Source organism: Streptomyces sp. NPDC058326 (assembly GCF_042879855.1).
Lineage (GTDB): Bacteria > Actinomycetota > Actinomycetes > Streptomycetales > Streptomycetaceae > Streptomyces.
In genome coordinates, this window is sequence record NZ_JBHVZO010000008.1 from 177,884 (window position 1) to 201,085 (window position 23,202).

The following is a 23,202-nucleotide window of genomic DNA, read 5'->3' on the forward strand; positions in this document are numbered from 1 at the left end:
ACCGACGCGGGCACGGCGCCGGAGCGGGTCCGTCACTCGCGCGGCCGCCGCCGTGCGATGAGAGTTACCCCGCTGCCGGCGCCGTACCCGACCGGGTCTCGCACCCTGAAACAGCACCGGCCCCCACCGGCGCTGCCCCACACAGTAGGGGCGGGGCGTCGCGGTGGGGGCCGATTCGCGGAACTGTCCGAAGTCGTGCGGGCCTGGGGGCCGGCGCTCAGAGGCGGCGGGCGCCCGCCGAGGGCACGGCGGTGAAGATGCCGGGGGCCGCGTATCCGGCGTCGGCGAAGGCCTTCCCGACGGCGGCGGCGACGGCTTCGGCCCGTTCGGTGTCGACGAGGACGAGGGCGGAGCCGCCGAAGCCTCCGCCGGTCATGCGGGCGCCGAGCGCCCCTGCGGCGTTCGCCGCCTCGACGGCCAGGTCCAGTTCGGGGCAGGAGACGCCCAGGTCGTCCCGGAGCGAGGCGTGGCCCTCGGTGAGGACGGGGCCGACCGCCCGGGTGTCCCCCGCGTCGAGGAGCGCGATGGTCCGCTCCACGCGCGCGTTGTCGGTGACGACGTGCCGGACGTACCGCAGAATCGTCTCGTCGCTCAGTCGTGCGAGGGATGCGGGGAGATGCGCGGCGCTGACGTCACGCAGGGTCCGCACTCCGAGCGCCCGCGCACCGGCTTCACAACCGGCGCGCCGTACGGCGTACGCGCCGTCCCCGAGCGCGTGCTTCACGCGGGTGTCGACGACGAGCAGCCGCAGCCCCTCGCGGGCCAGGTCGAAGGGGACCTGGCGGTACGAGAGGTCCCGGGTGTCCAGATGGAGGGCATGGCCCTCCTCGGCGCAGGCGGAGGCCATCTGGTCCATGACGCCGCAGGGGACGCCGACGAAGGCGTTCTCGGCGCGCTGGGCGAGCCTGGCGAGTTCGGGCCGGGAGAGCCCGAGCGCGAACAGGTCGTTCAGGGCCAGGGCCGTGACGACCTCGAGGGCGGCCGACGAGGAGAGCCCGGCGCCGGTCGGCACGGTCGAGGTGAGGTGGATGTCCGCGCCGGTGACGGGGTGTCCGGCCTCCCGCAGGGCCCAGACGACACCGGCCGGATAGGCCGCCCAGCCGCCGCCGGAGAGCGGTTCGAGGGCGTCGGCCTCCAGCTGGACGATGCCGCCGTCGATGTCGGCGGAGTGCAGGCGCAGCACGTTGTCGTCGCGGCGGGAGACGGCGGCGACGGTGGTGTGCGGCAGCGCGAGCGGCAGCACGAAGCCGTCGTTGAAGTCGGTGTACTCACCGATCAGGTTGACCCGTCCGGGGGCGGCCCAGACACCGTCGGGGGCGGCGCCGTACAGCGCCTCGAAGCCGGCGGCGACGCTCATGAGCCGTTCTCCTCTTCACGACGGGCGAAGGCCCAGGCGTCGGCGACGACGTCCGCGAGGTCGGGCCGGGACGGCGTCCAGCCGAGCCGTTCCCGGGCGGCCTCGGCGGAGGCGACGAGCACCGCGGGGTCTCCGGCGCGGCGCGGGGCGGTGATCTCCGGGACCGGGTGGCCGGTGACCTTCCGTACGGTCTCGACGACCTCGCGGACGGAGAAGCCGTTGCCGTTGCCGAGGTTGCAGATCAGGTGCTCGCCGGCCGGCACGGTGTCCGCGGTCATGGCGTCGAGCGCCAGGAGGTGGGCCTCGGCGAGGTCGGCGACGTGGATGTAGTCGCGGACGCAGGTGCCGTCGGGGGTGGGGTAGTCGTCGCCGTACACGGAGATCGCCTCGCGCCGGCCCAGGGCTACCTGGAGGACGAGCGGGATCAGGTGCGACTCGGGCTCGTGCCGTTCGCCGAGGGGCCCGTGGGCCCCGGCCACGTTGAAGTAGCGCAGCGAGACGGCGGCCAGGCCGTGGGCGGTGCACTCGCCGCCGATCATGTGGTCGACGGCCAGTTTGCTCGCCCCGTAGGGGCTGGTGGGGGCGGTCGGCGCGGACTCGGTGATCGGCACGCTCTCCGGCTCGCCGTAGGTGGCGGCGGTGGAGGAGAAGACGAGCCTGCGGACGCCGGCGGCGCGCATCGCGGCGAGCAGCGCCATGGTGCCGCCGACGTTGTTCTCCCAGTACTTCTCCGGCTTGGCGACGGATTCGCCGACCTGGGAGAAGGCGGCGAAGTGCAGGACGCCGTCATAGGAGCCGTCCAGCCACTTCGCGGCGTCCTGGATCCGGCCCTCGATGAACTCGGCGCCCTCCGGGACGGCTTCGGCGAAGCCGGTGGAGAGGTCGTCGAGGACGGTGACCCGGTGGCCCCGCCCCAGGAGGTGGGCGGCGACGACGCTGCCCACGTATCCGGCCCCGCCGGTCACCAGATACCTCTGTGTCATGCGCTTGCCACCTCTCGGAGTCGTCGGGCCGCGTCTTCCGGCCGTACGTCGTTCATGAACGCGCCCATGCCGGACTCGGTGCCCGCGAGGTACTTCAGCTTGCCGGAGGCCCGTCGGACGGTGAAGAGCTCCAGGTGCAGTCCGAAGTCCTCCCGCCGCGCGTCCGTGAACGGCGCCTGGTGCCAGGCGGCGATGTAGGGCGTCGGCGACTCGTCCGGGCCGAAGATCCGGTCGAAGCGCCTCAAGAGTTCCAGGTAGACCTGTGCGCACTCTGTGCGCGCCGCGCCGTCGAGGGCGAGGAGGTCGGGCACCCGGCGCTTGGGGTGGAGGTGGACCTCGTACGGCCAGTGGGCGGCGTACGGGACGAAGGCGATCCAGTGCTCGGTCTCCAGGACCACCCGCTCGCCTTCGGTGCGCTCGCGCTCGACGACGTCGTCGAAGAGGTTCCGGCCGGTCTCGGCCCGGTGCTCGTCGATGCGGCGGCGCATGGCGGCCGTGCGGGGGGCGACGTACGGGAAGGCGTAGATCTGGCCGTGGGCGTGCGGGAGGGTGACGCCGATCTCGGCGCCCCGGTTCTCGAAGCAGTAGACCTGCTCGACGCCGGGCAGGGTGGAGAGCGCGGCGGTGCGGTCGGTCCAGGCGTCGAGGACGAGGGCGACGCGCTCCTCGGGGAGGTCGGCGAAGGACGCGGTGTGGTCGTCGGTGAAGCAGACGACCTCGCAGCGGCCGACGCCGCCGGAGAGGGAGGGGAAACGGTTCTCGAAGACCGCCACCTCGTAGCTCTCCTCCGGGATCTCGCTCTCGCGTCCGTCGCGTGCGGGGCAGAGCGGGCAGGCGTCGGCCGGCGGGTGGTAGGTGCGGGCCTGCCGGTGCGAGGCGATGGCGACGGGGTCGCCGGTGAGGGCGTCGTGCCGGATCTCGGAGCGGGAGACGACGGGGGTGAGGGGGCGGGGGTCGACGGCGGCACGGACGGTGTCGTCGTGGGCGTCGTAGTAGATCAGCTCGCGCCCGTCGGCGAGTGTGGTGACGGTCTTCTTCACGGCGGTGCCCTCCGGGCGGGATCAAACAGAACCACGCACAAGGAATCACATTCCAACATCGCCGTCAACGGCGGAGCTCCGGTCCCCCCACACGGCAGGACCGGCCCATCGACACCTCGGGTCAGAAGGGCTCCCGCGGCCCCGGCACCGCGCGGTCCAGCAGCCCCGTACGGGCGGCCAGGGCCGCCGCCTCCAGGCGGGACCCCACCCCCAGCTTCATCAGGACCCGCTGCACATGCGTCCGCGCCGTGCTCGGCGCGATCCCCATCCCCGCCGCGATCAGCCGGGTGTCCTCCCCCTCCGCCACCCGGACGAGGACCTCCACCTCCCGCCGCGTCAGGAGCCGCAGCAGCCGCAGCCCCTCGTCGTCGGGCTGCGCCGAGGGGTGCAGGAGCTCCGCGAAGGCCGCCCTGAGCAGCTGCGGCGCCACCGCCGACTCCCCCGCCCTGGCCTTCACCAGGGCGCGCTCGACGCCCTCGATGCGCTCGTCGTGCCGGACGTAGCCCGAGGCCCCGGCCGCGAACGCCGCCGCGATCCCGCGCGGCGAGGGCACGGGACCGAGGACCACCACGGCCACCTGCGGCCGCTCCCGCTTGATCCGTACGACCGGGTCGAAGACCCCCGGCTCGGCCGGCGAGGCCGTGCCGAGCAGACAGACCTCCGGCGCCCGGCTCACCACCAGCTCCGCCGCACCCGCCACCGGCGCGGCCGCCGCGAGCACCCGGTGCCCGCGCAGCTTCAGCGCCGAGGCGAGCGCCTCCGCGAGCAGGCGGTGGTCGTCCACCACCACGAGGCGTACGCCCATCCCGGTCATCCCCCATCCTCCGCGCCGTCCCCCGGCACGCCTGACCCGGCAAGGTACACGCTCCCCCGCACCATGACGCGCCAACCGTGTCCCGGTCCGACGGGACGTCACCTCACCCTTCCCGGTGACACCGTGGCGGCACGTCGGCGGCCGCGCGCCGTCCGGCGGCGGGCCGAGCCGACGGAAAGGGCCCCTCCGGCATCGCCGGAGGGGCCCTTTCGTCTCGGCCGGCGGCCGTCAGCCTCCGGTGCCGTACGAGACGGCGAGGTACTCCCGGCCGGCCGTGGTGCCGCCGTCGCGGGTCTTGCTCACGTACGTGCGCGAGACGAAGAAGCGGCCGCCGCCGTAGAGGTACTCGCTGCCGGTCACGCCGAAGCTCCGCTCCGTCTCCCGGACCGACTTCTCCGACGGGTTCTCCATGAGGAGGGTCTCCTTCATCGTGCCCCCGTTGATGGACACGATCCGGCCGCCCTTGTCGTACGGGGGCACCTTGTACGCGATCAGGTCGCCGCCGTCCATGCGCAGCGGGACCAGCGTGTACGTGTCGCCCGCGTCGGCCTTCTCGGGCACCGTCTTCCCGGTGGCCAGGTCGAAGGCGATGATCTCGTTCGTCTCGTCGCCGTACTCGCCGGTGGAGCCCTCGTGCTCCTCGGTCGGCACGTAGAGACGGCCGTTCCCGACGAGCACCTGCGTGCAGGACTCGACCTTGGTCGAGCGGCAGCGGGCCCCGTACTGGTCGGCGTCCGCCGTGATCTTCGCCTTCAGCTTTCCGGTCTTCTCGTCGATGGAGAAGAAGTCCGAGATGCCGCTGCCGTCACCGGCGCTGTCGCCGACGTCGGCCGCGACGACCAGCGGCTTCGCGGAGACCACCGACGCGTACTTCACACCGGTCGGCATCTTGAACTGCGCGACCGGGGCGCCCGTCATCGGGTCGAGGTTCTGGATCATCACGTACTGGCTGTCGTACTGACCGCACTTGCGGACCGCGACGAGTCCCTCGCCGCCGCCGTACCCGAGGTCGTAGCAGCTCTGCGCGTCGGCCTGCGGCTTCCAGCGCGGGTTGCCGCTGGCGACGTCGAAGGCCGCGCCTCCGTCGGTGCCGCCGGCCGCGACGGTCTTCCCGCTGAGCGTGACCTCGCTGAACCGGGCCTTCTGGTCGCCGGCGTTGCCTCCGGTGACGGAGGTGGACCAGAGCAGCTTGCCGGTGTTCAGGTCGACCAGGCCGACCTCGGTGCACTGCTGGTAGTAGCGCGGCGCGACGCGCTTCTTGGCCTCGAAGAGGATCGGCACCTTGTGGTCGGCGGTCATGTGGCGCGAGGCGCCGCAGACCTGGCCCGTCAGCGGCAGGGTCCACAGGACCGTGCCCTTGGCGAGGTCGTAGCCGACGACGGAGTTCACGCCCGTCTTCACGAACGCCTTGTCGGTGATCCAGGAGCCGGAGACGTCCGTGGTGTCGGGGACCTTCGGCAGGGCGAGGCGGAAGACCTGCTTCGACTGGGTGACCGCCGGGGCCTTCTCCTTGCCGTCGCCCCCCAGACCGTTCGAGCCGCCGGACCCGCCGTCGGTGCCCTGCGAGGTGCCGGCCGTGCCCTTGGCCTCCTTGCCCGGGTCCTCGCCACCGTCGGAACCGGCGTACCAGATGCCGAAACCGACGATCAGGGCGACGGCGACGGCCGCCGCGATGATGATCTGCAGCTGTGCCGACAGCTTCCCGCCCCCGCCGGCCGCCGGGGCCGGGGCCGGCTGCTGGTAGCCGTCGTAGGGCTGCTGCGGCTGGGTCGGATAGCCGTACGGGGGCTGGACCGGCTGCTGGTAGCCGCCGCCGTAGGGCTGCTGCGGCTGCTGCGGCGCGGTCGGGTAGCCGTACGGCTGCTGCGGCGGCGCGGGAGGCTGCTGCGGGGCCGTCGGCGGCTGCTGCGGCTGCCCGTAGCCCTGGCCGGGCTGCTGCGGGTAGCCGTAACCCTGCTCCGGCTGCTGCGGATAGCCGTAGCCCGGCTCCGGCTGCTGCTGGGGGTAGCCGTAGCCCGGCTGCTCCTTGGCGAAGCCGTAGCCCGGTTCGGGCTGCTGCGGCGGGGGCGTCGGCGCGCCGAAGCCGCCCTGGGGGTCCGGGGGCTGGTTCGGCGGGGGCGGGGGTGGCTGCGTCATCGGTCCGTGTACCTCACTTGCTGAAGGCCATCATCGTCTTGACCTGCTTCTCGGCCTCGTCGTTGGTGGCGGACACGCGCCCGCTCGCCACCACGAAGGTGCCGCCGCCGTAGGCGTAGCCCGGGCTGTAGAAGCTGCTCTCGACCTGGGCCGTGGACGCCGGGTGCTGGAGCAGGATCTTCGGCGCGCCGCCGGTCGGGGCGATGGTCGCGACGGCGCCGCCCGTGTCGTACGACGGGTCGACGTAGACCAGGACCTGGCCGCTCTCCATGCGCAGCGGGATCATGGACTGCTTGCCGGGCGCCTTGGAGCGCCACTTGGCCTTGCCGGTCTTCAGGTCGAAGGCGACGACCTCGTTGGGAGTGCCGTACGAGGTCTCCGTGGCCATGTAGAAGGTGTTCGCGTCGGCCGCGACACCGGTGCAGCCCTCGAGGTTCTTGCCGAAGATGACGAAGCCGCCGCCGCACGACGGGGCGAACTTGTCCTTGCCGCCCTGGATCTGCGAGCGGAGCCTGCCGTTGGCGTCGAGCGCGAAGACGGTCCACTTCTTCTGCTCGCGCTGGGTGGCGGAGACGACCAGGGGGTCGATCGAGTAGACCTTGTCGACCTCCCAGCCCGCCTCCAGCTTGAAGGTGTACTTGGGCTTGCCGGTGGCCGGGTTGACCTCGCCGACCGCCTGGAGCTTCTTGCTCGTGCTGCCCGAGGGGCAGTCCATGGCGGCGATCAGCCTGCTGCCGCCCGCGTACGCGAAGGGCTTGCAGCCGGTGGTGGGACCGGTGAACAGCTGCTTGCCGTCGGCGAGCGAGAAGCCGTAGGCGCTGCTGGTGCCCGCGACGGTCACCGTGTTGCCGCTGATGGACAGGGTGTTGTCCGAGAAGGCGAACAGGCCCTTCGGCTTGGGCACGGCCTTCTTCCAGCCCGCCTTGCCGGTCTTCAGGTCGACCATCTGCAGCTGGCTGCACTTGGCGCCGTCCTTGGCGCTCTCGGCGTAGCCGAAGACCATGACGCCGTTCGCCGACGGGTTCGCGGGCGCCGCGCACAGCTCGAACGGCACGTCGACCTGCCACTTCGAGGAGCCGTCGCTGAGGCTGAAACCGGCGATGCTCTTGTACATGGCCTTGACGACCGTGTCGCCGACGATCCAGGGGCCGTAGACGTCGGCGCCGTTGCGGGGCAGGTCGACGTTGTTCTTGAGCAGCCAGTTGATCTTGGCCTCGCCGTCCTTGCGGCCGGCGTTGAGGTCCTCCTCGCCGTTGGAGCCGTCACCCGAGCCATCGCCCTTGTCGACGGACTCGGTGGGCTTGGGCGCGCCGGTGGAGGAGGGGGCGGTGGCGGTCGGACCGGCGACGGGGTCCTTCTCGTCGTCACCGCCGACGACGGCCCAGGTGGTGACGGCGGCCACCAGGACGGCGGCGGCGGCCACGGCCGCGACGATTCCGGTACGGCCCTTGAGGGGTCCGCCGCCGGACGGCGGGGTGGGGGCGCCCGGGTATCCCGGCTGGGCGGGGTAGCCGCCGTACGGGTTCTGCTGCTGGCCGTACGGGCCCGGCTGCTGCGGATAGCCAGGGCCACCCTGCGGCGGGTACCCGGGCTGGCCCTGCTGCGGGTAGCCGTACGGCTGCTGCGGAGGCTGCTGGCCGTACGGCCCGGGGGCCTGCTGCGGGTATCCGTAACCGGGCTGCGGCTGCTGCCCGTACGGTCCGGGCGCGGCCGGCGGGCTCTGGGGCGGGACGGGCGGGACGGGCGGGACGGGCGGCGTGCCCTGAGGCTGGCCGGCGTACGGGCCCTGGTTCGGGTCCTGGGGGACTCCGAAGCCCCCCGGCGGCTGGTTGCTGGGCGGCTGGGTCATCAGCGGTTCCCCCTTGACGTGAACGGGTTTTCTTTCTACCACTCACGCCGTGGCGCAAAAGCGACCGGTCCGTCCCTTGTACCCAAGGGAGGACCGGCCTGTGATGCCCTCGTTATGCGTCCTCGGCCAGTTCGAGCCAGCGCATCTCCAGCTCCTCGCGCTCCCCGGCGAGTTCCCGGAGCTCCGCGTCGAGCTTCGCGACCTTCTCGAAGTCGGTGGCGTTGTCGGCGATCTGCGCGTGCAGCCTGGTCTCCTTCTGGGAGACCTTGTCGAGCTGCCGCTCGACCTTCTGCAGCTCCTTCTTGGCGGCGCGGGAGTCCGCGGCGGAGACGCCCGCCTTCTGCGGGGCGGGCGCGGCGGCGGGCGCCGGGACGGACGCCTCGATCATCCTGCGGCGCCGCTCCAGGTACTCGTCGATGCCGCGCGGCAGCATCCGCAGGGTCCTGTCGCCGAGCAGCGCGAGCGTCTTGTCCGTGGTCCGCTCGATGAAGAACCGGTCGTGGGAGATGACGACCATGGAGCCCGGCCAGCCGTCGAGGAGGTCCTCCAGCTGGGTGAGGGTCTCGATGTCGAGGTCGTTGGTGGGCTCGTCGAGGAAGAGGACGTTGGGCTCGTCCATGAGGAGGCGCAGCAGCTGGAGACGGCGGCGCTCGCCGCCGGAGAGGTCGCCGACCGGCGTCCACTGCTTCTCCTTGGTGAAGCCGAACTGCTCGCAGAGCTGACCGGCCGTCATCTCGCGGCCCTTGCCGAGGTCGACCCGGTCGCGGATCTGCTGGACGGCCTCCAGGACCCGCAGGGTGCCGGGGAGTTCGGTGACGTCCTGGGAGAGGTAGGCGAGCCGGACGGTCTTGCCGACGTTGACCCGGCCGGCCGCGGGCTGGATCTCGCCCTGGCTGACGGCCGCGTCCGCGAGTGCGCGCAGGAGTGAGGTCTTGCCCGCGCCGTTGACGCCGACGAGGCCGATCCGGTCGCCGGGGCCGAGCTGCCAGGTGAGGTGCTGCAGAAGGGTCTTGGGTCCCGCGGTGACGGTCACGTCCTCCAGTTCGAAGACCGTCTTGCCGAGGCGGGCGTTGGCGAACTTCATCAGCTCGGACGTGTCGCGCGGCGGCGGCACGTCGGCGATCAGCTCGTTGGCGGCCTCGATGCGGTAGCGCGGCTTGGAGGTACGGGCGGGGGCGCCGCGCCGCAGCCAGGCCAGCTCCTTGCGCATCAGGTTCTGCCGCTTGGTCTCCTCGGTGGCGGCGATGCGCTCGCGTTCGGCCCGCGCGAAGACGTAGTCGGAGTAGCCGCCCTCGTACTCGTGCACGTCACCGCGCTGCACGTCCCACATGCGGGTGCAGACCTGGTCGAGGAACCAGCGGTCGTGGGTGACGCAGACGAGCGCCGAGCGGCGGGTCTGGAGGTGCTGGGCGAGCCAGGCGATGCCCTCGACGTCGAGGTGGTTGGTGGGCTCGTCGAGGACGATCAGGTCCTGGTCGTCGATGAGGAGCTTGGCGAGCGCGATGCGCCGCCGCTCGCCACCGGAGAGCGGGCCGATGACGGTGTCCAGGCCGTGCTCGAAGCCGGGCAGGTCGAGCCCGCCGAAGAGCCCGGTGAGCACGTCACGGATCTTGGCGCTGCCGGCCCACTCGTGGTCGGCCATGACGCCGATGACCTCGTGCCGGATGGTGGCCTTCGGGTCGAGCGAGTCGTGCTGGGTGAGCACCCCGAGGCGCAGCCCGCCGCTGTGGGTGACGCGGCCGCTGTCGGCCTCCTCCAGCCTGGCGAGCATCCGGATGAGGGTGGTCTTGCCGTCGCCGTTGCGGCCCACGACCCCGATCCTGTCCCCCTCGGAGACACCGAGCGAGACCCCGTCGAGGAGGGCACGGGTGCCGTAGACCTTGCTGACGGCCTCGACGTTGACGAGGTTGACGGCCATTTCACTCCTGTACGGGGGGATCGTTCGACGCCCCAGGGTAGACGCTGGACGGCCCGGTCACTCTTTGTGACGACGCGATCGACGTTCTGCCGTTACCGTGGACGGCAGGCCGAAGAATCCCAGCATGGGAGGAACCCTGACCGCCGAGCCGACGACCGGGCCGAAGGCCGAGGGCGGAGCAAAGCAATGGCCGCAGCCCCGCAGGACGGCTGGACGGTGGACGCATCGACCTCACCGCGATCGACGAGATGTAGGCCACTCGACGAGCAGCCAGCCCACGAGGGCCAGCGCCACCGCCGCCGGGGCGGTGAGTTCGAACGCGATCAGGGTCGCGGTGTGGCCGTCCAGGATGCCGCCGAGGCCGGTCGCGGAGAGGCCGAGGACGCCGAAGAGCGCCAGGGTGACGCCGAGGGCCGCGAGCGGCCCTGAGCCGCCGTCCCTGCGGGTGGGGCCCGGGGCCTCGAAGCGGCGGAAGGCGGCGACGAGCAGCGCCGTGAGGACGGCCGCCGCCGCGATACGGACGGGCACCTGCGCCCACCAGGCGCCCGAGGCCGGAGCGGGCAGGCCGACGCCGGACCCGAGCATCGCCCCGTACACCCCGAGCATGGCCGTCAGGTGCCAGAGGAACGCGGTCATGGCGATCCCGTTGGCGGCGACCACCGCCCGCCAGACCCCGGCGCGGGCCACCAGTCGTGCCCCCGGCCCCTTCAGCAGCTCGACCGCGCCGACCAGCCACAGGCCGTGGCAGAGCAGAGCGAGGGTCGGCGGGGCCATGTTGGAGACCTTCTCGCCGGGCATCCCCACCATGGACAGCGGGTACGGCCCGAGGGCGACCAGCGCGGTCGCGCCGATCAGTCCCGCGCCTGCCAGGAGAGCGGGGCGGCGGATCATGCCGTCGGCGCGCAGGAAGCCGAGCTGGTGAACCGCGAGCCACACGAACGCGAAGTTCAGGAACTCGACGAACGGGACGTGCGCCGCGAACCGCAGGACGTCGACGAGGACCGCCGCCCCGGCGAGCCCGGCGAACGCGCCCCACCCGTACCGCTCGTGCAGCCGCAGCAGCGGCGGGGTGAACGCGACCATCGCCAGGTAGATCCCGATGAACCAGAGCGGCTGGGTGACGAGCCGCAGCGCGACGCCGGTCAGGCCGCCGTCCGCCCCGGACAGCTGGAGGACGAGCGCCGCCGCGCCCCACACCCCGACGAACACCATCGTCGGCCGCAGCAGCCGCTGGAGCCGGGCCCGCAGGAAGGCCGCGTACCGGGGGCGGGAGCGGTGGGCGAGGGCGTGCGAGAAGCCGCCGACGAAGAAGAACACCGGCATCACCTGGAACACCCAGGTGACGAGCTGGAGTTCCGGCACGACGGCGAGGAGGTTGCCGACCTGCCCGTCGCCGGTGACGGCAGCCATCAGCCAGTGCCCGAGCACCACGACGGCGAGCGAGGCGACCCGGAGCAGGTCGACGTACCGGTCGCGGGTGGCGGGGGTGGCGGCGGCGAGGTCGCGCGCGCGGAGACGGTTTCCCATGGGCGTACGGTCCCGCGCCGGCCCGTACGGGCGAAAGGGCGGGAGTACTCACCGCGCCCTGAGTATCCGGCCGCCTTTCCCGCCTCGCGGGGCGATTGCCCCACGGGGGCAGCGGGCCCCGGCGGGCGCGGCGGGTCAGGCCGGGAGGACGACCGCGCCCTGTGTCGGGGACGTCGCCACGCGCGCCGTGCGGCAGGTGCCCGAGGCGGTCAGGGCCGCGGCCACCGTCCTCGCCGACTCCGCGTCCTTCACCAGGAACGCCGTCGTCGGCCCCGAGCCGGAGACGAGGGCGGCCAGCGCCCCCGCCTCCGTACCCGTCGTCAGGGTGTCCGCGAGCGACGGGCGCAGGGAGAGCGCCGGGGCCTGGAGGTCGTTGGTGAGGGCGGCCGCGAGGGCGGTGGTGTCGCCGGTGCGCAGGGCGTCCAGGAGGGCCGGGGAAGCGGTGGGTTCGGGGATCTCGGCACCCGCCGTGAGGCGGTCGAACTCGCCGAACACCGTCGGCGTCGAAAGGCCGCCGTCGGCGACGGCGAACACCCAGTGGAAGGTCCCGCCGACCGGCAGTTCCGTCAGCATCTCCCCGCGTCCGGTGCCGAGCGCCGCCCCGCCGACCAGGCTGAACGGCACGTCGGAGCCGAGTTCCGCGCAGATCTCCAGGAGCTCCTCGCGCGAGGAGTTCAGGCCCCACAGGGCGTCGCAGGCGAGGAGGGCGCCCGCACCGTCCGCGCTGCCGCCCGCCATGCCGCCGGCGACCGGGATGTCCTTGGCGATGTGCAGGTGCACGTCCGGGGAGAGGCCGTGCCGGGCGGCGAGCAGCTCGGCGGCGCGCGCGGCCAGGTTGGTGCGGTCCAGCGGCACCTTGTCGGCGTCCGGGCCCTCGCAGGTGACCGTGAGGGTCTCGGCGGGCGTCGCCGTCACCTCGTCGTACAGCGACACGGCGAGGAAGACGTTGGCCAGGTCGTGGAAGCCGTCGGGGCGGGCCGCGCCGACGGCGAGCTGCGCGTTGACCTTGGCGGGGACGCGGACGGTGACGGCCCCGCTCACGCCTTCGCCTCCGCGATCCGGGCGAACTCCTCCACCGTCAGCGCCTCGCCGCGCGCCTGCGGCGAGATCCCGGCCTTCACCAGGGCCTCCTCGGCCGCCGCGGGTGAGCCCGCCCACGTCGCGAGGGCCGCGCGCAGCGTCTTGCGGCGCTGGGCGAAGGCCGCGTCGACGACCGCGAAGACCTCCTGCCGGGTGGCGGTGGTCGCGAGGGGCTCGGTGCGGCGGACCAGGGAGACGAGGCCGGAGTCGACGTTCGGTGCGGGCCAGAAGACGTTCCGGCCGATGGACCCGGCGCGCTTGACCTCGGCGTACCAGTTGGCCTTGACCGACGGCACGCCGTACACCTTGTTGCCCGGCTTGGCGGCGAGCCGGTCGGCGACCTCCGCCTGGACCATGACGAGGGTCCGCTCGATGCTCGGGAAGCGCTCCAGCATGTGGAGGAGGACCGGCACGGCGACGTTGTACGGCAGGTTGGCGACGAGCGCGGTCGGTGCCGGGCCCGGCAGCTCCTGGACGTGCATGGCGTCGGAGTGCACGAGCGCGAAGCGGTCGGCGCGCGCGGGCATGCGGGCGGCGATCGTGGCGGGCAGCGCGGCGGCGAGGACGTCGTCGATCTCGACGGCCGTCACCCGGTCCGCGGCCTCCAGGAGGGCCAGGGTGAGGGAGCCGAGTCCTGGCCCCACCTCCACGACCACGTCGTCGGGGCGCACCCCGGCCGTGCGGACGATCCGCCGGACGGTGTTGGCGTCGATGACGAAGTTCTGGCCCTTCTGCTTCGTGGGGCGCACGCCGAGGGCGGCGGCCAGCTCACGGATGTCGGCGGGGCCGAGGAGGGCGTCGGGGCTTTCGGGGCCGGTGGTGGTGCTCACCGGTACAGCCTACGGCTCACCGGTACAGCCTCCGGCCGCAGTGCGGCCACGGACTCGCGCCCCGCTGCACGTAGAGCTTCTTGGCCCGGAAGGTCTGTTCTGCGGCGGGGGCGTCCTGGGCGGTGCCGCTGCCGCCGAGGGAGCGCCAGGTGCCGGGGTCGAACTGGTAGAGCCCGCCGTACGTGCCCGAGGGGTCGACCGCGTTCGGGCGGCCGCCGGACTCGCAGGCGGCGAGCGCGCCCCAGTCGAGGCCGTCGGCGCCGGCGACGGAGGTGGGGAGCGGCCGGGTGCCGACCCGCACCTTCCGGGTGACCGGTTCGCGGACGATCTCCTCGGCGATCCTGCGGGGCTTCTGGCGGACGCCGTTGACCGTGCGGAGGCTGTACGTGACGCGGCGGACGCCCTGGGCGCCCTGGCGTTCGACGGCCTCGGTGCCGGCGAAGAGGTCGGGGTCGCGGGTCCGCTCGACGGCGTACGGGATGACCTCCTCCCGGACCTGCCGGGAGCCGGTGATCCGCAGCACGGTGACGGTCTGGCCGTCGCGGGGGAAGGAGTCGGGGGCGACGGAGGTGGCGTCCTGCCCGGAGAGGGTGATCCCGGCCTCGGTGAGGGCCTCGCGGACGGTGGCGGCGTTGGTGCGGACGGTCCGCTCGCGTCCGTCGGCGAGGAAGGTGACCGTCCGCTCGGTGCGGACGTCGAGGGCGAGGCCCTGGCGGGAGATGGGGGCGCCGCGGGAGGCCGAGAGGTAGGCGCCCTCGGCGCGGACCCCGAGCTGGCGCAGGGCGCCCTCGACGGTGCGGGCGGTCGTCCACACCTGGCGGCGACGGCCGTCGAGGGTGAGGGCGACGGGGCGGCCGTAGCGGACGACGATCTCGTCGCCGCTGGTCAGCGCCTCGGCGGGGGCGGGCGCGACGATGTCGTGGTCGCCGACGGTCAGCCCTTCGTCGGCGAGGAGTTCGTGGACGTCGTCGGCGAAGGTGTGGAGGGTGCGCGGCACGCCGTCGACGGAGAGCCGGACCGCCTTGTCGTCGGCGACGAAGGCGCTGGTGCCGCCGGCGAGGAAGGCGACGACAAGGGCCTGCGGGACGAGCCGCCGCAGGCCTTCCCCGGCGGGCCCTGAGGCCCTGCGGCGGCGGGCGGCACGCCGGGACCCGGCACGGGAGCCCTGCCCGGGGACGGCTCCCGGGGCCGCGCCGGGGAGCGGGCCGGCGGGGGGAAGGACGAGCGGCGCGGCCAGCGTCTGCTGCTCGTGGAGGGGCAGGGTGGCCGCGGCGCCCCGCCGTCCGGCTCGGTGACTGCCCTGGGAAGTGCTCACGAGGCCGGGACCCTAGCCCCGGCCCCGGTGACTCTCCCGGACGACCCGACTACGACACGTAACCGTTATGCATCAGTAATCGAAGGCGCGGGCGGTGTTCACGGCGATCGCCTCGGCCATGTCGTTCTCCCCGATGCCCCGCACCTCCGCCATCGCCCGGAGGGTGACCGGGATCAGGTACGGGGCGTTCGGGCGGCCCCGGTAGGGCGCCGGGGTGAGGAAGGGGGCGTCCGTCTCGACGAGGACGAGTTCCAGCGGGGCGACGGCGAGCGCGTCCCGCAGGTGCTGGGCGTTCTTGAAGGTGACGTTGCCCGCGAAGGACATGTAGTACCCCTTGGCGGCGCAGATCTCGGCCATGGCGGCGTCGCCGGAGTAGCAGTGGAAGACGGTCCGCTCGGGGGCGCCCTCCTCGTCGAGGACGCGCAGCACGTCGGCGTGGGCCTCGCGGTCGTGGATGACGAGCGCCTTGCCGTGGCGCTTGGCGATCTCGATGTGGGCGCGGAAGGAACGCTCCTGCGCGGCGATGCCCTCGGGGCCCGTACGGAAGAAGTCGAGGCCGGTCTCGCCGACCCCGCGGACATACGGGAGGGCGGCGAGCCGGTCGATCTCGGCGAGGGCGTCGTCGAGGGCCGCGTCACCGCCGCCGTCGCGGGCACCCTGCCGCGACCAGCCGTCGGGGTCCCCGAGGACGATCCGGGGCGCTTCGTTGGGGTGCAGGGCGACGGCCGCGTGGACGTGCTCGTGGGCGGCGGCGGTCTCCGCGGCCCAGCGGGAGCCCTTCACGTCGCAGCCGACCTGCACGACCGTGGTCACCCCGACGGCGGCGGCCTTGACGAGGGCCTCCTCGACGGTCCCGGACTGCAGGTCCAGGTGGGTGTGCGAGTCCGCGACCTCCACGAGGAGGGGTTCGGGCAGCGGGGGCGGGGCGTCCTTGGCACTCATGCCCCCGATCGTACGAGGGCGATGAGTGCCCGCGCGCGGGGTCTCCCGCCGGCCGGGCCGGGAGCGCCCGCGCGCCGGGTCACCCGCGGCGCCGGGAGCCGGTCAGTGCTGCCGCCGGAAGGGGTGCAGGAGGTCGGAGAGGTGCCAGTGGTGCGGCACCGGCGGGCTCTCGGGGGTCTCCTCGCCGGGTTCGCGCCCCTGGGGCCGGGAGAGGTCCTCGCCGCGTTCCCGCCGGCCCGGCCGGGAGGGGTTCTCGGTGAGTTCCTGCCCGATGGGCCCGGACGGCGAGACGGGCTTGGTCGCCCTCGCACCGTGCTGGTGCTTCTCCGTCGCGGCGATCAGGTCGAGCACCGACGACACCTGCCCCGCGCGCATGATGCGGACGACGTGGCCGCCGCAGTTCATGCAGGTGGGGCTGGAGAGCGGGGACGGGACCCGCTCGCCTTCGGCCTTGTAGACGACGAATTCATGGCCGGCGGCGTCGACGTGGTGCTCGATGTCGTACGCCTGCTCCCAGCCGTATCCACAGCGCATGCAGGCGAAGGCGTACGCCTCGTGGGCGACGGATATGCCGGTGCCGGTGATCTCGCTCATGCCAGCTCCTCTCCACTGATCAGTGGACGCCTTTTCGGGCCGGAGCGCATCAGCGGGGATCGAACCATGGGAGGCTTTTGGCTCTTCCCTTGCCAAGCGCCCCTGGGAATTGTCCCGGCGCCGGGTTCGGCTTTACCTTTCAGAATAAATCAGCACAGGACGCCCTGACCGCCCCTCCCCGTGGAGCTCGGGGGAGGGGCGGCCGGGTACCTCACTCGCGCCTGGGCGACGCTGTTGAACGTCGAGCCCTCGCCCGCGTACAGGTTGGTCGTCATCCGGCCGAAGGGCGTGACGGCGGTCAGCCGGCGTCAGCTCTTCGCCGGTCCCTCCGCGTTCTTCGCCGCCACCACGGCGTCGAACACCTCCCGCTTCGGCAGCCCCGCGTCGGCGGCGACCGCGGCGATCGCCTCCTTGCGCCGCTCCCCCGCCTCCTCGCGCACCCGCACCCTGCGCACCAGCTCCTCGGCGTCGAGTTCGGCCGGGCCGGTCTCCGGGGCGCCCTCGACGACGACGGTGATCTCGCCCCGTACGCCCTCGGCCGCCCAGGCCGCGAGCTCGGCCAGCGGGCCTCGCTTGACCTCCTCGTACGTCTTGGTCAGCTCGCGGCAGACGGCGGCGCGGCGCTCGGCACCGAAGACCTCGGCCATCGCGGCGAGCGTGTCGTCGAGCCGGTGCGGGGCCTCGAAGTAGACGAGGGTGCGGCGCTCGTCCGCGACCTCGCGGAGCCGTCCGAGGCGCTCGCCCGCCTTCCTCGGCAGGAAGCCCTCGAAGCAGAAACGGTCCACGGGCAGCCCGGAGAGGGCGAGCGCGGTGAGCACGGCCGACGGGCCGGGGACGGCCGTGACCTTGATGTCCTGCTCGACGGCCGCGGCGACGAGCCGGTAGCCGGGGTCCGAGACGGACGGCATGCCCGCGTCGGTCACGAGCAGCACCCGGGCGCCGCCGGCCAGGGCCTCGACGAGTTCCGGCGTACGGGCGGACTCGTTGCCCTCGAAGTACGAGACGACCCGTCCCGTGGTGTGGATGCCCAGCGCCCGGGTCAGACCCCGCAGCCTCCGGGTGTCCTCGGCGGCCACGATGTCCGCGCTCTCCAGCTCGGTGGCGAGTCGGGGCGGAGCGTCCGCGATGTCACCGATGGGGGTCCCTGCGAGTACCAGCGTTCCTGTCACAGGGGTCATCCTCCCAGCCCGGACAGGCGACGCGCACAGGCGCGTTCCCTACGATGGCGCGGTGACCAGTACCGCACCCGAGGCCCTGGAGGGCCGGCACGCCGTGGCAGAGCCCTCTTCGTGGCAACAGCGGCTCCGGCGTTTCGGCTACGCGCCGCCCACCGGAAGCGCCGCACCCATCGGGCTGCGTGAGCGGCTCGTCCCCGCGTACACCCGCCCCTCCGAGCGCGTGATGTCGCTCATCGGCCTCGGCCCGGGGCCCGCGGAGCGGCTGTGGCGGCTGATGGCCTGGGGCGGTCCGCTCCTGGTCACGGCGGTCGCGGGGCTGCTGAGGTTCTGGAACCTGGGCAAGCCGCGCGCGGTGATATTCGACGAGACGTACTACGCCAAGGACTCCTGGGCCCTGATCAACCAGGGCTACGAAGGGGCGTGGCCGAAGGACATCGACAAGACGATCCTGGCGGACCCCGGCTCGGTGATCGTGCCGACCGAACCCGGCTACGTCGTCCATCCCCCGATGGGCAAGTGGGTCATCGGCCTCGGCGAGAGGATGTTCGGCTTCGAGCCGTTCGGCTGGCGCTTCATGGTGGCGCTGCTCGGCACGCTGTCCGTGCTGATGCTGTGCCGGATCGGCCGGCGTCTCTTCCGCTCGACGTTCCTGGGCTGTCTGGCGGGCCTGCTGCTCGCCGTCGACGGGCTGCACTTCGTGATGAGCCGTACCGCGCTCCTCGACCAGGTGCTGATGTTCTTCGTGCTCGCCGCGTTCGGCTGCCTGGTCCTCGACCGCGACCGGGTCCGGAAACGGCTCGCGGGCGCGCTCCCGGAGGACGAGGAGGGGGTGCTGCGGCCCGACGCGGAGATCGCGGAGTCCGTGCGCCTGGGGTGGCGGCCGTGGCGGATCGCGGCGGGTGTGATGCTGGGGCTCGCGGCGGGAACCAAGTGGAACGGCCTGTACGTCATGGCGGCCTTCGGCCTGATGACGGTCCTGTGGGACATCGGCGGCCGGCGCACGGCGGGCGCGGTCCGCCCGTACGTCGCGGTGATCACGAAGGACCTCGTCCCGGCATTCGTGTCGGTGGTGCCGGTGGCGGTCGTCACGTACCTGGCGACGTGGACGGGCTGGATCGTCAGCGACAAGGGGTACTTCCGCGGCTGGGCCGCCCAGCAGGACAAGCTCGACGGCGGCGGCATGTGGGGCTGGATGCCGGACTGGTGGCGCAGCCTCTGGCACTACGAGACCGAGGTGTACACCTTCCACGTCGGCCTGACGTCGCCGCACACGTACGAGTCGAACCCGTGGTCGTGGATCGTCCTCGGCCGGCCCGTCTCCTACTTCTACGAGTCCCCCGCCCCCGGCACCGCGGGCTGCCCGGCCACGACGAAGGAGAAGTGCGCGCAGGAGGTCCTGGCGCTCGGCACCCCGCTCCTGTGGTGGGCCGCCTGCTTCGCGATCCTGTACGTCCTGTGGCGCTGGGCGTTCCGCCGCGACTGGCGCGCGGGCGCGATCGCCTGCGGCGTCGCGGCCGGCTGGGTCCCCTGGTTCCTCTACCAGGAACGCACGATCTTCCTCTTCTACGCGGTCGTCTTCGTGCCCTTCCTGTGCCTGGCCGTGGCGATGATGCTGGGGGCGATCATCGGCCCGGCGGGCTCGTCGGAACGGCGCCGCACGTTCGGCGCGGTGGCGGCGGGCTGCCTGGTCCTGCTGATCGTCTGGAACTTCATCTACTTCTGGCCGATCTACACGGGCACCCCGATCCCGATGGACGAGTGGCGCGGGCGGATGTGGCTCGACACCTGGGTGTGACGGTGACGGCCGGGGGTGCGACGCACGCGCCCCCGGCCGTCGGCCGTCAGGCGCCGGCGGGCTTCGTGAACTCCTCGATGAGGACCGGGTACTGCTCCCCGCCGTGTCCGGCCGCTATCGCGCGGTCGGCCATCGCCTTGAACAGCTTCGGCAGTTCCGCGTTGACGCCGAGAGCCTCGCTCTCCTCGATGAGGTGGGCCATCGCCCGCGCGTCGGTCTCCAGGGCCGCCACCTCCGCCGGGTAGGAGCCGCGGTCGATCTGCCCGGCGTACCCCGGCAGCCATTCGGCGACCCCGGCGGCCATCTGCCGGGCGAACGGCGCGTACGTCGCCGCGTCGACGCCGGCCGTCCTGAGCAGGGCGGTGCCCTGGAGCCAGGCGTTGAGGACGCTCCACATCATGGTGAGGCCGGCCATGTCGTACAGCGACGCGAGTCCGTGGTCCTCGCCGAGGTGGGTCACGGTGCCGAGCGCGCCGAGCGCCGACTCGTACTCCTCGAAGGCCTGGTGCGGTCCGCTGTGCAGGATCACCGCGTCGGCGGTTCCGATCACCGGCGGTACGGCCATGATGGCGCCGTCCAGGTAGCGGGCGCCGCGCTCCCCGGCCCAGCGGGCGGCCTCCCGGGCCTGGGCGGAGTCGCCCGAGGTCAGGTTGACCAGCGTCGTGCCGTCGAGGTCGACGTCGCTCGCGCCGAGCAGTTCGCGCACGGCCCGGTAGTCGGTGAGGCAGACGATCGTCAGGGAGCCGGCCCTGACCGCGTCGCCGGCCGTCGGCGCCAGGCGGGCGCCCTCGGCGACCAGGAGATCGGCCTTGGAGGCCGTGCGGTTCCACACGGTGGTGGGGTGGCCGGCCTTCAGGAAGGCGCCGGCGAGCGACCGGCCCATCAGGCCAAGTCCGATGACGGTCACGGGAGTAGGGGATGCGGAGGCGTTGTTGTCGGTCATGGCAGCATCGTCGACGTTGATACCGGTGTGAAGGTCAAGGGAGGCTTCGATGCGGATCGGAGAGCTGAGCCGCCGGACGGGCGTCCACACGCATCAGCTGCGCTACTACGAGGCCCAGGGCCTCCTTGAGGCCGGGCGCGGCGCGAACGGATACCGCGACTACGACGAGAGTGCCGTGCTGCGCGTGCGGCAGATCAGGCACCTGCTCGACGCGGGACTGTCCTCCGAGGACATCGCGTACCTGCTGCCCTGCGCGGTCGGGGAGACGCCGGAGCTGCTCGGCTGCCCGGAGCTGCTGACCGCGATGCGGTCACGGATGCGGCGGATCGACGACCGGATGGAGCAGCTGGCCCGGTCGCGCGCCGCTCTCGCCGTCTACATCGACGCGGCCGAACGCGTGAGCGACGAGAACTACCCGCCCTTCGACGGTTCCGGCCTGGAGCGGGCCCGCGCCTGAACGTTCCTCACGGAGGCGCCCGGACCACGTGACGGATGTGCCGTTAGTTGCTCGACACACGGAAGGGACGCTGCTTGACTGGACGGCCACCTGGGGAGGGGAACCGCAGTCATGCGCAGTGGAGCCAAGGTCGCGATAGTCGGGGGAGTGTTCGCCGTCGTGGCGGGCGGGGTCGGGTACGGGGGCTACAACCTGTGGAACGGGATCACGGGCGGCGACACGTCCGTGGGGTCCCAGTCCGGCGACGCGCCGAGAACAGGGCCCGTCACTCCCGACGAGGTCACCACCACCGCGGCGGAGTTCCTGGCGGCCTGGGCGGCAGGGGAGCCCGAGAAAGCCGGGCAGCTGACGAACGACCCGGTCACGGCAGGCCCCGCCGTGGCCGCGTACCGGGAGGGCGCGAGCGTCTCGGAGGCCACCATCACGCCGGGGACGCCCGTCGGGACGAAGGTCCCGTTCACGGTGAAGGCGACCGTCACCTACGAGGGCGTGTCGAAGCCCTGGTCGTACGCCTCCGCCCTGACCGTGGTGCGGGGCGAGTCCACGGGCCGGCCGCTGGTGAAGTGGGCGCCGTCCGTGCTCCACCCGAAGCTGCTCGGCGCCGACGCCACCCTGCGCACGGGCGAGGCGAAGACCGCGACCGTGAAGGCCGTCGACAAGAACGGCGACGAGCTGTCGGTGGAGAAGTACCCCTCGCTCGCGCCGATCATCGCCGACCTGCGCACCCGGTACGGGGCGAGGACCGGCGGCACGACCGGGATCGAGACGTGGATCGACTCGGGCAGCGAGACCGTCCCCGACACCACGGTACTGGTCCTGCAGAAGGGCAAGCCCGGCACCCTGAAGACCACCATCGACCCGGACGTCCAGGCGGCGGCCGAGAAGGCGGTCAAGGCGTACGGGCAGGCGGCGGTGGCGGCGATCGAGCCGTCGACGGGCGCGATACGGGCGGTCGCGAACAGCCCGGCGGGCGGCTACAACACGGCGTTCCTGGGCAAGCAGGCCCCCGGTTCCACGATGAAGATCGTGACGGCGGCGATGATGATGCAGAACGGTCTGGCGACGCCCGGGAGCACGGTGGAGTGTCCCGCCCAGGTCTTCTGGAAGGGTGTCCCCTTCCACAACCTGGACAACTTCAAGATCGACGGCGGCACGTTCACCGAGTCTTTCAGCCGCTCCTGCAACACCGCCTTCATCAAGTCGCTCGGCCCTCTCAGCGACAAGGACATCGAGGACACCGTCCTCGGCGAAACCGCCCGCCGTTCCTTCGGCATCGGCCTCACCTGGAAGGTCGGCGTCCCGACGGAGGACGGCAACGTGCCCGAGTCGTCCGGGGGCGAGACGGCGGCCTCGTACATCGGCCAGGGCAGGATCACGATGAGCGCGCTGAACGTCGCCTCGCTCTCCGCCACCGCGAAGAACGGCGGCTTCCTCCAGCCGTACCTGGTGGCGCGGTCGCTCGACGACCGGGAGTTCGCCCAGGCCGACCGGCTCTCCTCCGAGGTCACCCTGGGGCTGCAGAAGATGATGAACGCGGCGGCGACGGGGCACGGCACCGCGGCGGAGGCGATGGCCGGTGTCCCCTTCCCGAAGGGCGCCAAGACCGGCTCCGCCGAGGTCGACGGCCAGGCCACGTCCAACAGCTGGTTCACCGGCTACTCGGGCGACCTCGCGGCGGCGGCGGTCGTCGAGGAGGGCGGCCACGGCGGCGACTCGGCGGGCAAGGTCGTGGGGACGGTCCTGAAGGCGGGCTGACCGCGCATCGGAACCCGGCCGCATGGCCCGTACCACCACCACTACGGTGCGGGCCGCCCCGCCCTTCGGGCAAGCCCTCCGGCCTCCTGGCGCACCACGCCGTACCGGAGGCAGACGACCTGTGAGCCGAGGGTGCGGGTTTCGAGGAGTTCGAGGTCCATCCGCTGCTCGCGCCGGGGATAGTACGGAATGCCGCCGCCGACGAAGACCGGGTAGACCCTGGGCCGGTACTCGTCGATCAAGCCGTGTGCGGCCGCCTCGGCGGCGAGAGTGGCGCCGCCGATCGCGATCTCGCCTTCCCCGGGCTCGGCCCGCAGCCGCGCGATCTCCTCGGCCACGCTGCCGGTGGCCAGACGGGCGTTGCCCTGCACCTCCGACAGCGTGGTGGAGAACACGACCTTGGGGAGCGGTTTCCAGAGCGCGGCCCATTCGAGCATGGCGTCGCCGAGCGAGGGGTCCTGGTCGGCGGTCTCCCAGTACAGCATCGTCTCGTACAGCCGGCGTCCCATCAGATGGACGCCGATCTGCCGCAGCTCGTCGTTGAAGAAGCGGTGGAGCTCCTCGTCGGGCTCCGACCAGTCGAAGCCGCCGTCCGGCCCGACGGTGTAACCGTCGAGCGAGACGCCCATCGAATAGGTCACGCTGCGCATCAGAAGTCCTCTCGGTGGGGGGATTCGACCGTACGGCCG

19 protein-coding genes are annotated in these 23,202 nt (G+C 72.7%); 3 read left to right on the forward strand and 16 right to left on the reverse strand.

Features of this window, described 5'->3' with window-relative positions:
* Positions 1-217: 217 nt before the first annotated feature.
* The 14 genes from galK to rsmI form a co-directional block, all read right to left on the reverse strand.
* Entirely contained in the window at positions 218-1,357 is a 1,140-nt protein-coding gene (gene galK, locus ACFVYX_RS17500) for a galactokinase (protein ID WP_389682238.1), read from the reverse strand.
* Complete coding sequence (gene galE, locus ACFVYX_RS17505; RefSeq protein WP_389682239.1) at positions 1,354-2,340, reverse strand: UDP-glucose 4-epimerase GalE; 987 nt, start codon at positions 2,338-2,340, stop codon at positions 1,354-1,356. Before galE ends, galK begins: the two co-directional genes overlap by 4 nt.
* Positions 2,337-3,380, reverse strand: coding sequence for a galactose-1-phosphate uridylyltransferase (galT, locus tag ACFVYX_RS17510; RefSeq protein WP_389682240.1), 1,044 nt, complete (start codon positions 3,378-3,380; stop codon positions 2,337-2,339). Before galT ends, galE begins: the two co-directional genes overlap by 4 nt.
* Positions 3,381-3,501: 121 nt before the next feature.
* The gene (locus ACFVYX_RS17515) at positions 3,502-4,185 is read right to left on the reverse strand and encodes a LuxR C-terminal-related transcriptional regulator (RefSeq protein ID WP_389682353.1); all 684 of its coding nucleotides are present in this window, start codon (positions 4,183-4,185) and stop codon (positions 3,502-3,504) included.
* 237 nt (positions 4,186-4,422) lie between these two features.
* Positions 4,423-6,330 carry a PQQ-binding-like beta-propeller repeat protein gene (locus ACFVYX_RS17520; RefSeq protein WP_389682241.1) on the reverse strand — a complete coding sequence of 636 codons (1,908 nt, stop codon included), beginning with the start codon at positions 6,328-6,330 and terminating at the stop codon, positions 4,423-4,425.
* Positions 6,331-6,343: 13 nt separating this feature from the next.
* Positions 6,344-8,179, reverse strand: a complete 1,836-nt coding sequence (locus tag ACFVYX_RS17525) for a PQQ-binding-like beta-propeller repeat protein (protein WP_389682242.1) — start codon at positions 8,177-8,179, stop codon at positions 6,344-6,346.
* Between the two features lie 112 nt (positions 8,180-8,291).
* Positions 8,292-10,097 (reverse strand): ABC-F family ATP-binding cassette domain-containing protein, encoded by a 1,806-nt coding sequence (locus ACFVYX_RS17530; protein ID WP_389682243.1) that lies wholly within the window; start codon positions 10,095-10,097, stop codon positions 8,292-8,294.
* A gap of 231 nt (positions 10,098-10,328) precedes the next feature.
* Positions 10,329-11,624 carry an acyltransferase gene (locus ACFVYX_RS17535; protein WP_389682244.1) on the reverse strand — a complete coding sequence of 432 codons (1,296 nt, stop codon included), beginning with the start codon at positions 11,622-11,624 and terminating at the stop codon, positions 10,329-10,331.
* Between the two features lie 135 nt (positions 11,625-11,759).
* Entirely contained in the window at positions 11,760-12,665 is a 906-nt protein-coding gene (locus tag ACFVYX_RS17540) for a 4-(cytidine 5'-diphospho)-2-C-methyl-D-erythritol kinase (protein WP_389682245.1), read from the reverse strand.
* Positions 12,662-13,534: a 16S rRNA (adenine(1518)-N(6)/adenine(1519)-N(6))-dimethyltransferase RsmA gene (gene rsmA / locus ACFVYX_RS17545; protein WP_266892799.1), complete on the reverse strand. Its 873-nt coding sequence runs from the start codon at positions 13,532-13,534 to the stop codon at positions 12,662-12,664. Before rsmA ends, ACFVYX_RS17540 begins: the two co-directional genes overlap by 4 nt.
* Before the next feature lie 16 nt (positions 13,535-13,550).
* Positions 13,551-14,849 carry a ubiquitin-like domain-containing protein gene (locus ACFVYX_RS17550; RefSeq protein WP_389682246.1) on the reverse strand — a complete coding sequence of 433 codons (1,299 nt, stop codon included), beginning with the start codon at positions 14,847-14,849 and terminating at the stop codon, positions 13,551-13,553.
* 72 nt (positions 14,850-14,921) lie between these two features.
* Positions 14,922-15,791, reverse strand: coding sequence for a TatD family hydrolase (locus ACFVYX_RS17555; protein ID WP_389682247.1), 870 nt, complete (start codon positions 15,789-15,791; stop codon positions 14,922-14,924).
* Between the two features lie 102 nt (positions 15,792-15,893).
* Positions 15,894-16,385, reverse strand: coding sequence for a hypothetical protein (locus ACFVYX_RS17560; protein WP_389682248.1), 492 nt, complete (start codon positions 16,383-16,385; stop codon positions 15,894-15,896).
* A gap of 308 nt (positions 16,386-16,693) precedes the next feature.
* Positions 16,694-17,563: a 16S rRNA (cytidine(1402)-2'-O)-methyltransferase gene (gene rsmI, locus ACFVYX_RS17565; protein WP_389682249.1), complete on the reverse strand. Its 870-nt coding sequence runs from the start codon at positions 17,561-17,563 to the stop codon at positions 16,694-16,696.
* Between the two features lie 52 nt (positions 17,564-17,615).
* Between rsmI and ACFVYX_RS17570 the strand changes: the two genes are divergently transcribed.
* Positions 17,616-19,358: a dolichyl-phosphate-mannose--protein mannosyltransferase gene (locus ACFVYX_RS17570; protein ID WP_389682250.1), complete on the forward strand. Its 1,743-nt coding sequence runs from the start codon at positions 17,616-17,618 to the stop codon at positions 19,356-19,358.
* Between the two features lie 46 nt (positions 19,359-19,404).
* Here the strand turns inward: ACFVYX_RS17570 and ACFVYX_RS17575 are convergent, their stop codons facing one another.
* Positions 19,405-20,301, reverse strand: coding sequence for an NAD(P)-dependent oxidoreductase (locus ACFVYX_RS17575; protein ID WP_389682251.1), 897 nt, complete (start codon positions 20,299-20,301; stop codon positions 19,405-19,407).
* Between the two features lie 49 nt (positions 20,302-20,350).
* On the opposite strand from ACFVYX_RS17575, the gene ACFVYX_RS17580 reads away from it, so the two are divergent.
* Complete coding sequence (locus ACFVYX_RS17580) at positions 20,351-20,758, forward strand: MerR family transcriptional regulator (RefSeq protein WP_389682252.1); 408 nt, start codon at positions 20,351-20,353, stop codon at positions 20,756-20,758.
* 111 nt (positions 20,759-20,869) lie between these two features.
* The gene (locus ACFVYX_RS17585; protein WP_389682253.1) at positions 20,870-22,513 is read left to right on the forward strand and encodes a penicillin-binding transpeptidase domain-containing protein; all 1,644 of its coding nucleotides are present in this window, start codon (positions 20,870-20,872) and stop codon (positions 22,511-22,513) included.
* 41 nt (positions 22,514-22,554) lie between these two features.
* Here the strand turns inward: ACFVYX_RS17585 and ACFVYX_RS17590 are convergent, their stop codons facing one another.
* Positions 22,555-23,163 (reverse strand): dihydrofolate reductase family protein, encoded by a 609-nt coding sequence (locus tag ACFVYX_RS17590; protein ID WP_389682254.1) that lies wholly within the window; start codon positions 23,161-23,163, stop codon positions 22,555-22,557.
* Between the last annotated feature and the right edge of the window lie 39 nt (positions 23,164-23,202).

Bases quoted from the DNA above. Each gene is read 5' to 3' on its own strand.
- ACFVYX_RS17560 (WP_389682248.1), bottom strand. From the start codon at position 16,385: ATGAGCGAGATCACCGGCACCGGCATATCCGTCGCCCACGAGGCGTAC.
- ACFVYX_RS17585 (WP_389682253.1), top strand. From the start codon at position 20,870: ATGCGCAGTGGAGCCAAGGTCGCGATAGTCGGGGGAGTGTTCGCCGTC.
- ACFVYX_RS17590 (WP_389682254.1), bottom strand. From the start codon at position 23,163: ATGCGCAGCGTGACCTATTCGATGGGCGTCTCGCTCGACGGTTACACC.
- ACFVYX_RS17525 (WP_389682242.1), bottom strand. From the start codon at position 8,179: ATGACCCAGCCGCCCAGCAACCAGCCGCCGGGGGGCTTCGGAGTCCCC.
- ACFVYX_RS17580 (WP_389682252.1), top strand. From the start codon at position 20,351: ATGCGGATCGGAGAGCTGAGCCGCCGGACGGGCGTCCACACGCATCAG.
- ACFVYX_RS17555 (WP_389682247.1), bottom strand. From the start codon at position 15,791: ATGAGTGCCAAGGACGCCCCGCCCCCGCTGCCCGAACCCCTCCTCGTG.
- ACFVYX_RS17535 (WP_389682244.1), bottom strand. From the start codon at position 11,624: ATGGGAAACCGTCTCCGCGCGCGCGACCTCGCCGCCGCCACCCCCGCC.
- ACFVYX_RS17530 (WP_389682243.1), bottom strand. From the start codon at position 10,097: ATGGCCGTCAACCTCGTCAACGTCGAGGCCGTCAGCAAGGTCTACGGC.
- ACFVYX_RS17515 (WP_389682353.1), bottom strand. From the start codon at position 4,185: ATGGGCGTACGCCTCGTGGTGGTGGACGACCACCGCCTGCTCGCGGAG.
- galE (WP_389682239.1), bottom strand. From the start codon at position 2,340: ATGACACAGAGGTATCTGGTGACCGGCGGGGCCGGATACGTGGGCAGC.
- ACFVYX_RS17520 (WP_389682241.1), bottom strand. From the start codon at position 6,330: ATGACGCAGCCACCCCCGCCCCCGCCGAACCAGCCCCCGGACCCCCAG.
- rsmI (WP_389682249.1), bottom strand. From the start codon at position 17,563: ATGACCCCTGTGACAGGAACGCTGGTACTCGCAGGGACCCCCATCGGT.
- ACFVYX_RS17575 (WP_389682251.1), bottom strand. From the start codon at position 20,301: ATGACCGACAACAACGCCTCCGCATCCCCTACTCCCGTGACCGTCATC.
- galK (WP_389682238.1), bottom strand. From the start codon at position 1,357: ATGAGCGTCGCCGCCGGCTTCGAGGCGCTGTACGGCGCCGCCCCCGAC.